General features: G+C 75.1%; 5 protein-coding genes. All 5 read left to right on the forward strand.

What is annotated here, in order from left to right:
- Nucleotides 1-17: 17 nt before the first annotated feature.
- Nucleotides 18-407 (forward strand): hypothetical protein, encoded by a 390-nt coding sequence (locus tag WD794_06575; GenBank protein MEX2289976.1) that lies wholly within the window; start codon nucleotides 18-20, stop codon nucleotides 405-407.
- Between the two features lie 48 nt (nucleotides 408-455).
- Complete coding sequence (locus WD794_06580; GenBank protein MEX2289977.1) at nucleotides 456-923, forward strand: chemotaxis protein CheW; 468 nt, start codon at nucleotides 456-458, stop codon at nucleotides 921-923.
- A 92-nt stretch (nucleotides 924-1,015) separates the two neighbouring features.
- Entirely contained in the window at nucleotides 1,016-2,572 is a 1,557-nt protein-coding gene (locus tag WD794_06585) for a methyl-accepting chemotaxis protein (protein ID MEX2289978.1), read from the forward strand.
- Nucleotides 2,573-2,789: 217 nt separating this feature from the next.
- A complete protein-coding gene (locus WD794_06590; protein MEX2289979.1) occupies nucleotides 2,790-5,135 on the forward strand; it encodes a hybrid sensor histidine kinase/response regulator in 2,346 nt (781 codons plus the stop codon).
- Nucleotides 5,136-5,137: 2 nt separating this feature from the next.
- Nucleotides 5,138-6,112 carry a response regulator gene (locus WD794_06595; protein ID MEX2289980.1) on the forward strand — a complete coding sequence of 325 codons (975 nt, stop codon included), beginning with the start codon at nucleotides 5,138-5,140 and terminating at the stop codon, nucleotides 6,110-6,112.
- Nucleotides 6,113-6,205: the final 93 nt, after the last annotated feature.

Consider the following 6,205-nt stretch of genomic DNA (forward strand, 5'->3'; position numbering starts at 1 on the left):
CGTGGCAGGCTGCCCCGGTGCGCAACCCCGAGCCGGCGAGCCCCGCGCTCGGCCCGGCGGCGACTGCGGCCTCGTACGCCCTGGTGCTCGTACTGACCCTGCTGTTCGCCCTGTGGGGAGCCTTCCTCGTGCCGCTGCGCGTGGGGGGCGTGCCGCTGCCGGTGTCCTGGCTGCTCGCGGCGGTCGGCAACGGCGCGGTCGGCTGGGCCGGCGGCCGGCTGCTGGGGCGTCCCGGCGCTGCCTTGCCCGGCCTGCTGTGGCTGGCGGTGGCGCTCACCCTGGGTTCGCAGCGCGCCGAGGGTGACCTGATCGTTCCCGGCACCCTTCCCGGGGTGGTCTTCCTGCTCGTGGGGGCGGTCGCCAGTGCGGTGGCGTACGGCCTCGCCGGCCCACGCCGCGCAGCCTGACCGCGGCGCCGGCTACACCTCGGCGGGACTCCGGCCGATCCCCAGGGCGTGGACCGTCCCGCTGCCTTCGCCGAGTTCGTCGTCGTCCACCTGGGCGGCTGCCGCTACGCGGTGCCGATGGCGTCGGTGGCCGAGGTCGGCCGCCCGCCGGCGCTGACCCGCGTGCCCGGGCTGCCCGGCTGGGTCGCCGGCGTGGCGAACTGGCGCGGCCGGGTGCTGGCCGTCCTGGACCTGCGCAGCCTGCTGGCGGCGGAGCCCGTCGGGCTGGACCGGCGCGGCCGGCTGGTCGTCCTGCAGCACGCCGGCACCCGCGTCGGGTTGCTGGTCGAGGCGGTGGCCGGCAGCGCGGCGCTCGACCCGGCGACCGTCGAGCCCACCCTGGCGCACCTGCCGCCCTCGACCGGCAGCCTGCTCGCGGGGCAGGTGACCGACGCGGCCGGGCCGTACGGCGTGCTCGACCTGGACGCCGTCCTGGCTCTCGCCGAGTCGCTCCCGCGCGCCCGCCGGGCGGGCTGAGCAGCTCCTGTACCCCCGCCGGTCGGGGCTGCGCGCTACAGGAGCCAGGTCGGGCGGCCGACGAGATCTGCAAGACCCGTAGGAGGGACCCTGTGGACTTCTCCGTCCGGCTCGCCCGAGCCGCCGCGATCATGATGTGGCTGACGCTTGCCGTGTCGGTCGTCGCGGTGACCCTGATGGACCGGCTCGGCGCGCCGTCCGGGGTGGTCGTGCACGCCTGGGCGTTCTACGGCTGGACGGCCTTGGGGGCCGTCGTCACTGCCTTCCTGGCCGCCCTGCCTGCCCTCGCGGCGGCGTTCCCCTTCGTGCTGCGGAACCTCACTGGCTTCCGCGTGCTGCTGCTCGTCGCCGGCATCGTCTGGGCGACCGCGATCGTCGCGGTCACCGGCGGCATCCGCGGCCCGTACTGGATCGGCTTCCTCGCCGTCGTGCTGTTCGCCGCGGTGTCGCTGCCGGCCTGGCAGGCCGGGCTGTTCGCCCTGGCGGCCGCCGGTGGCCTCGTCCTCGCTACGGGGATCGCGGGCACGCTGGACCGGGACGCGCTCGGCGGGCTGATCCTGGTCGGCGCCTCCTTCCCGATCGTCGCCTGGTTCAACTCCGCGCTGTCCCGGGCCGTCCGGTCCCTGCGGCGTGAGGCTGCCGAGGAGCGCGCGGCACTCGAGTCGCGGATCGCGGACATGTCGGCCTACCTGGAGCGGGCCGCGAACGGCGACCTCGCGCTCGAGGTCGACCCCGCGCACGAGACCTCCCAGCTGCGTGGCCTGTCCACCGCCTTCAACCACACCATCGCCAACCTGCGCGACCTCGTCGGCCAGATCCGCTCCGGGGGCGAGCAGATCGGGGCCTCCGCCGGGGAACTGCTGGCCACCGCCGAGGAGCACGCCGCCTCCGCCAGCCAGCAGTCCAGTGCGGTCTCCGAGACCACGTCCACGATCGAGGAGCTGGCGGCCACGGCTGCCCAGATCGCCGAGACCTCCGAGGCGGTCGCCCGCTACGCCGCCGAGACCCTGCGCTACGCCGAGCAGGGCCGGGCCGCCGTCAGCGCCTCCGTCGACTCGATGGACACCATCGCCGATCGGGTCGACTCGATCGCCACCCGGGCGCTGTCGCTCGGCGAGAAGAGCCACGAGATCGGCCGCATCCTCGACGTCATCGACGACCTGGCCGACCAGACCAACCTGCTCGCCCTCAACGCCGCGATCGAGGCGGCCCGTGCGGGGGAGCACGGCCGCGGCTTCGCCGTCGTCGCCTCCGAGGTCCGCAAGCTGGCCGAGCGCTCGCAGGAGTCGGCCGGTCAGATCCAGGCGATCGTCGGGGAGATCCAGGCCGAGACCAACTCCACGATCATCGCCTCGGAGGAGGGGGCCAAGGAGGTGCGCGCCGGCACGCAGCTGGCCCGCGGGGTCGTCGACGCCCTGGAGCGGATCAGCGGGATGGTCGACGAGACCACCACCGCCGCCAAGGAGATCAGCATCGCGACCCAGCAGCAGCGGTCGGCCTCCGACCAGGTCGTGGCGGCGATGACGCAGGTGTCGGACGTGTCCCGGCAGTACGCCGTCGGCTCGCGGCAGGCCGCCGCGGCCGCCGCACAGCTCAACGTGCTGGCCGCCGAACTCCGCTCGTCGATCGCGCAGTTCAAGGTCGGCTAGCTCCCTCGTACTCCGACGCCCGCCGTGCCCTGCGCCGGCGGGCGTCGCGCGGGCCCCCCACCCCCTACCCCCTACCTCCTGCCCCCTACCCCGGTGATCCACGCGCACTTTCAGGTGGATCCGCGCCACCAAAGCGCCTCAGAGTTCGCGTGGATCACAGGGTGCGGCACGGGCTGGCGAGCTTCAGCGGGAGGCGGTGCGCGCCGACGCTCAACCCATGACGGCGTGGGGTGACGATCCCGAGCTGCTCGCGACCTTCCGTGCGGAGGTCGAGGAGCGGCTCGCCTCGCTGCAGGCCGGCCTGCTGCAGCTGGAGGGGCACTCCTCGCCGCGCCAGGTCGTGGCCGGCCTGTTCCGCGACGCCCACACGGTCAAGGGCTCCGCCCGGATGCTCGGCCTCGGCGGCGTGCTGCGCGTCTCGCATGCGATGGAGGACCTGCTCGGCGCCCTGCGGGACGGGCGTTTCGCCGTGCGCCGCGATCTGGTCGACCTGCTGCTGGGCTCCTGTGACGCCATCGCCCGCGCCCTGCCCGGCGGGGAGCTCACCGACGGTGACCTCGAGCCGGTGCTCCTCGCGCTGGCCGCCGCCGTCGACGGGCAGGACCCGGTGGCCGTCCCCGTGCTCCGTGCCGCCCTCACCGTGCCGGCCCAGCCCACCCCCGCGCCGGCCCAGCCCACCCCCGCGCCCGCCCGGCTCACCCCCGCGCCCGCCCGGCTCACCCCCGCGCCCGCCCAGCGCACCCCCGCGCCGCCGGCTCCCGCCCCGCCGCCCCCGCCCACGCCCGTCGCCGCCCCGACCGCCCCACCCGCGCCGGGCGACATCGTGCGACCGGGCAGCGACTCGGTGCGGGTGGCGGCCGGGAAGCTCTACGAGCTGCTCGACGTCGTGGGCGAGGCCGACCTCGGCGCCCGCCGGATCGAGCAGAGCACCGCCGGGCTGCTGGCGTCGGCCGCCGAGCAGGCGCGCTGGGCCGCGACGCTGCGCTCGGCCGCCCTGCGCAGCGCCTCGACCCTGCCCCCGGACATCGCCCTCGCGCTGCACCGGATGGTCGGCGCGGCCGACGAGATGTCCGGCGCCGTGCGCGGACTGCGTGAGCTGGCCGAGGGACACCGCGGCGGGATGGCCCTGGTCCGCGACGGCGCGATGGGGCTGGCGATGGTGCCGGTCCGCCGGGCGTTCGCCGCCCTGCCCCGGATCGTGCGCGACGTCGCACAGGCCACCGGCAAGACCGTGCGCCTGGAGACGGCCGGCGAGGACGTGGAGATCGACAAGCAGGTGCTCGACGGCGTCGCGGAGGCGCTCAAGCACCTGGTCGTCAACGCCGTCGACCACGGCTGTGAGGACGCCGCGACGCGGGTCGCCGCCGGCAAGCCCGCCGAGGCCGTGGTGCGGGTGACGGCGCGCGGTGTGGCCGGCACGGTCGTGCTCGAGGTGTCCGACGACGGCGCCGGGGTGGACGAGGAGCGGGCCCGCGCCAAGGCCGTCGAGCTGGGGCTGCTGCCCGCCGACAGCGGTCTCGCCGGGTCCGGACTGCTCGAGCTGCTGTTCGCGCCCGCCTTCTCCACCGCCGGCGTCGTCACCGAGACCTCCGGCCGCGGAGTGGGTCTGGACGTCGTACGGGACGCTGTCGACCAGCTCGGCGGCTCCGTCGAGGTACGCAGCGAGCGGGGCGCCGGTACGGCGTTCGTGCTGACCCTGCCCGTCACCCTCGGCGTGCTGCGTTGCCTGCTGGCGCGGGTCGGCGACGAGCGCTACGCGGTGCCCGTCCCGGGGGTGGTCGAGTCGCTGTCCCTGCGCGACGCGGAGGTGCACATCCTGGCCGGGGCCACCGTCGTGGTGCGGCACGGCGTCTCGATCCCGCTGCTCGACCTCGGCACGGCCCTCGGCCTGGCCCGGTTGCCGGGCGACAGTCCCGGATCGGCGCTGGTCGTCCGGCACGCCGCCGGCGGCGGCTCCATGGTGGCCTGGGCGGTCGACCGGCTGGAGGGGGAGAGCGAGCTGGTGGTCAAGGACCTCGGCGACTTCCTCGGGCGGGTCCCGGCGATCGCCGGCGCCACGATAGACGGGGACGGCAGCGTGGTGTGCCTGCTGGACCTGCGTGAGCTCGCCGAACGCGCCGTCGGGCCGTCCCCGGCCCTCGCCGCCACGGTCGTGGCCCGGGCGCCGCGCAGCGTGCCGACCGCCGGGACCCGCCGGCCCAGGGTGCTCGTGGTCGAGGACAGCGTCGGCGTGCGCGAACTCCAGCGGGTCATCCTCGAGGGCGCCGGCTACGCGGTCGAGACCGCCGTCGACGGCCTGGACGGCGCGGCCCGGCTGCGCGATGACCCGGCCGACCTCGTGCTGTCCGACGTCGAGATGCCCGGCATGGACGGCTTCGACCTCACCCGCACCATCCGCCGGACGAAGGGCTGGGAGAACGTCCCGGTGATCATCATGACCTCGCGCGGCGAGGAGCACGCCCGGCAGGCCGGGCTCGATGCCGGCTGCTCGGCGTACCTGCTCAAGAGTGAGTTCGACGAGGCGCAACTCGTCTCGACCGTACGCCGACTGGTAGGCAGGTAACTGTGGCCACCATCGTGATCGCCGACGACAGCCCGACCCTGCGCCGCATCGTGACGAGCGTGCTGAGCAAGGAGGGGCACGAGGTGGTGGCCGCCGAGGACGGCATCGGCGCCGTACAGCAGGTCTTCGCACACCAGCCCGACGCCGTCGTGCTGGACGTGCAGATGCCGCGGGTGTCCGGCTTCATCGCCGCCCGCGTGCTCAAGGACGACTGGCAGACCGCGGACATCCCCGTGGTGATGCTCACCAGCCTGGACGCCGCCGCCGACCGCTACTGGGCCGGCCAGGCGGGCGTCGACCGGTACCTCACCAAGGACTTCGAGGCGGGCGAGCTCGCCGCGACCATCGACGAGGTGCTGCTGGCCGCGACCGCCGCCCGCGGCGGCCGGCCGGCGCTCAGGGCCGACCCCCTCGAGCTGACCGAGGAGGACGTCCTCGCGCGGGTCTGCGACCTGCTGGACCGCAAGTTGTTCGAGTCCTCCGTCGCGCAGGCCGTCACCGCGATCGCCGCGACGGCGTCGGGGCTGGAGCAGTCGGTTGCCGCGCTGCTGGGGGTGCTGCAGCGCTTCGTCGGCTACGACCTGGCCGCCGTGCTGCTGGCCGCGGAGAGCAGGGCGTACGTCGCCGTCGGCAAGGACACCGCGCAGGAGCACTACGCGGAGTTCATGACGGCCGCGGCCGACGCGATCTCCGGCTACGGCGGCGCGCCGATGACGCTGGCCGATCTGCAGACCCGGGTGGCGCAGGCCGGTGGCACCCTCGTCGAGGACCCCGACGACCTGCCGAACGGCGCCGAGCAGGCCGGGATGTCGACCTACCTGTCGATGCCGCTGCGCGGGCACGGCGGGGCCGTCGTCGGGGTGCTGGCGCTGTCCAGCGCCATGAAGAACGCCTTCGGCGAGACCGCGCTGTCCACCCTGAAGCTGATCGAGGGCCCGGCCGCCATCGTCATCGACAACGCCCGGCTGTCCGCGTAGGTCGGCCGGGTCGGCCACGTCGTAGGTAGGCTGGTGGCCGTGTTGCGTCCTGCAAGCTGCATCAGGCCAGCGGGTGTGAGTCCCGTCTGGGTA

Source organism: Mycobacteriales bacterium, from assembly GCA_040902655.1.
Lineage (GTDB): Bacteria > Actinomycetota > Actinomycetes > Mycobacteriales > SCTD01 > SCTD01.

Bases quoted from the DNA above. Each gene is read 5' to 3' on its own strand.
- WD794_06590 (MEX2289979.1), top strand. From the start codon at position 2,790: ATGACGGCGTGGGGTGACGATCCCGAGCTGCTCGCGACCTTCCGTGCG.